The organism is Pseudomonas sp. P5_A2_2 (genome assembly GCF_054177685.1).
In genome coordinates this window covers 1-3,130 of the sequence record NZ_JBGCUL010000533.1, presented here as the reverse complement: position 1 = coordinate 3,130, position 3,130 = coordinate 1, and the positions used below count along the sequence as shown (strand labels likewise).

The window sequence follows — 3,130 nt, the reverse complement described above, 5'->3', positions numbered from 1 at the left end:
GGCTTCGAAGTGACGATGTATTTCGCCAACCGTTGATTGATCACCCGGCCAGCCGCTGCGTTGGCCGGGCCTGCCTTCTGGAGCATCCGCCATGCACATCCGCGTTCTCGGTTCCGCCGCTGGCGGTGGTTTCCCGCAGTGGAACTGCAACTGCCGCCAGTGCGCCGGTGTGCGCAATGGCAGCCTGCGGGCACAGCGCCGTACGCAGTCGTCGATTGCCCTGAGTGACGATGGTGTGGAGTGGGTGCTGTGTAACGCGTCACCGGACATTCGCGCGCAATTCGAGAGTTTTGCGCCATTGCAACCGGTGCGGCGCCTGCGTGACAGCGCCATCGCCGGCATCGTGCTGCTGGACAGCCAGATCGACCATTGCACCGGTTTGCTCAGCCTGCGTGAAGGTTGCCCGCATGACGTGTGGTGCACCGAGCGTGTGCACCAGGACCTGAGCAGTGGTTTCCCGTTGTTCAACATGCTGGAGCACTGGAACGGCGGATTGCACTGGCAACCGGTCGGCCTCGATCACCAGCCGTTCAACATCCCGGCCTGCGGGCATTTGCAATTTCGCGCGATTCCCCTGGTGAGCAACGCGCCGCCGTATTCGCCCAATCGCGGCAACCCGCAACCGGGCGACACCATAGGCCTGTTCATCGAAGACCTGCGCAACGGCGCCTCGCTGTTCTATGCCCCGGGCCTTGGCCGAATCGACGATGAAGTGCTGGGCTGGATGCAGCGCGCCGATTGCCTGCTGCTGGACGGCACTCTGTGGCGCGACGACGAGATGCGTATCTGCGAAGTCGGCCAGAGCCTGGGCAGTGACATGGGGCACCTCCCACAAAGCGGCCCCGGCGGCATGCTTGAAGTGCTGGAAGACTTCCCTCGCCAGCGCAAGGTGCTGATCCATATCAACAACACCAATCCGATCCTTGATGAAGACTCGGCCGAGCGGGCCTTGCTGGAGCGGCGGGGGATTGAAGTGGCTTACGACGGCATGAGTATTGAGCTGTAGCCGATGGCCCCATCGCGAGCAGGCTCGCTCCCACAGGGGACACCGCCGATTCAATGTAGGAGCGAGCCTGCTCGCGATGAGGCCAGCGCAGGCACCGCAAAAATTTCCGGAGAACAAAATGACTGACACCCCCATGTCCCCCACAGAATTCGAATCCGCCCTGCGCGCCAAGGGTGCCTACTACCACATCCACCACCCCTTCCACCAAGCCATGTACGCCGGCCGCGCCAGCCGCGAACAGATCCAGGGCTGGGTCGCCAATCGCTTTTACTATCAGATCAACATTCCGCTGAAGGACGCCGCGATTCTCGCCAACTGCCCGGACCGCGACGTGCGCCGGGAATGGCTGCAACGGATTCTCGACCACGACGGCGTCCCCGGCAGCGAGGGCGGTATCGAAGCCTGGCTGCGCCTGGGCGAAGCAGTGGGGCTGGATCGCGAGCAGATCCTCTCCCAGGAACTGGTGCTGCCCGGGGTGCGTTTTGCGGTGGACGCCTACGTCAATTTCGCCCGTCGCGCCTGCTGGCAGGAAGCGGCCAGCAGTTCGCTGACCGAACTCTTTGCGCCACAGATCCATCAGTCGCGACTCGACGCCTGGCCGACCCATTACCCGTGGATCGACGTCGCCGGCTACGACTATTTCCGCACGCGCCTGAGCCAGGCTCGGCGCGATGTCGAGCATGGCTTGCGCATCACCTTGGCACACTACGTGACCGCCGAGGGGCAACAACGCATGCTGCAGATTCTGCAATTCAAGCTCGACGTGCTGTGGAGCATGCTCGATGCCATGAGCATGGCCTACGAGCTTGCGCGCCCGCCGTATCACACGGTCACCGGCGATAACGTCTGGCACCGGGGGATCGCCCTGTGAGCCTGATCGATCGCCAGCAGTCACCGGCCTTGCGCCGCGGTTTTCGCCTGCAATGGGAGCCCCGTCAGGACTGCCACGTGCTGCTGTACCCCGAAGGCATGATCAAGCTCAACGCCAGTGCCGGACAGATTCTCGACCTGGTGGATGGCCAGCGTAGCGTGGCGGCGATCATTGAGCGATTGAGCGCGAATTTCCCCGGCGTACCGGGGATCGACGAAGACGTGCTGGCGTTTCTGGAGGTGGCCCATGCGCAGTTCTGGATCGAGTGAGACGCAGCCCGGACCGCCATTGTGGCTGCTCGCCGAGCTGACCTACCGCTGTCCGCTGCAATGCCCCTATTGCTCCAACCCGCTGGACTTTGCCCGGCACGGCGAGGAACTGAGCACGCAAGAATGGATTCGTGTATTCCGCGAAGCGCGGGACATGGGTGCCGCGCAACTGGGGTTTTCCGGCGGCGAGCCATTGGTGCGCCAGGACCTCGCCGAACTGATCAAGGCCGCCCGGGACATGGGCTACTACACCAACCTGATCACCTCCGGCATCGGCCTGACCGAGCAGAAGGTGCGCGACTTCAAGGTGGCCGGGCTGGACCATATCCAGATCAGCTTCCAGGCCGCCGACGAGGCGGTGAACAACATGCTCGCCGGCTCGCGCAAGGCCTTTGCGCAGAAACTCGCCATGGCCCGTGCGGTGAAAGCCCAGGGCTACCCGATGGTGCTGAACTTCGTCACCCATCGGCACAATATCGACCGGATCGCGCAGATCATCGAGCTGTGCCTGGAGCTGGAAGCGGACTTCGTCGAATTGGCCACCTGCCAGTTCTATGGCTGGGCCGAACTCAACCGCGTCGGCCTGTTGCCCACCCGCGAGCAATTGCAGCGTGCCGAGCGCATCACCAACGAATACCGCGAACGCCTTGAAGCCCAGGGCCACCCGTGCAAGCTGATCTTTGTCACTCCGGACTACTACGAGGAACGTCCCAAGACCTGCATGAACGGCTGGGCCAACCTGTTTCTCGACATCACCCCCGATGGTACGGCGTTGCCTTGTCACAGCGCCCGGCAGTTGCCCGTACAGTTTCCCAATGTGCGCGAGCACAGCCTCTCGCACATCTGGAACGACTCGTTCGGCTTCAATCGTTTTCGCGGCGATGACTGGATGAAGGAGCCGTGTCGCTCATGCGATGAAAAGCACAAGGATCTGGGAGGATGTCGCTGCCAGGCTTTCATGCTGACCGGCGACGCCGCCAATGC

4 protein-coding genes are annotated in these 3,130 nt (G+C 62.9%); all 4 read left to right on the top strand.

The genetic code is table 11. The annotated features are described in order from the left end of the window. Window positions 1-91: 91 nt before the first annotated feature. A complete protein-coding gene (gene pqqB / locus ACXRVY_RS21795) occupies window positions 92-1,006 on the top strand; it encodes a pyrroloquinoline quinone biosynthesis protein PqqB (RefSeq protein WP_457266183.1) in 915 nt (304 codons plus the stop codon). 118 nt (window positions 1,007-1,124) lie between these two features. Beyond that, entirely contained in the window at window positions 1,125-1,877 is a 753-nt protein-coding gene (pqqC, locus tag ACXRVY_RS21790) for a pyrroloquinoline-quinone synthase PqqC (protein ID WP_223461909.1), read from the top strand. Beyond that, a complete protein-coding gene (gene pqqD, locus ACXRVY_RS21785; RefSeq protein ID WP_007972043.1) occupies window positions 1,874-2,146 on the top strand; it encodes a pyrroloquinoline quinone biosynthesis peptide chaperone PqqD in 273 nt (90 codons plus the stop codon). Before pqqC ends, pqqD begins: the two co-directional genes overlap by 4 nt. Continuing rightward, a partial coding sequence (gene pqqE / locus ACXRVY_RS21780; RefSeq protein ID WP_458238216.1) for a pyrroloquinoline quinone biosynthesis protein PqqE occupies window positions 2,124-3,130 on the top strand: 1,007 nt, incomplete at its 3' end. The genes pqqD and pqqE, both read left to right, overlap by 23 nt.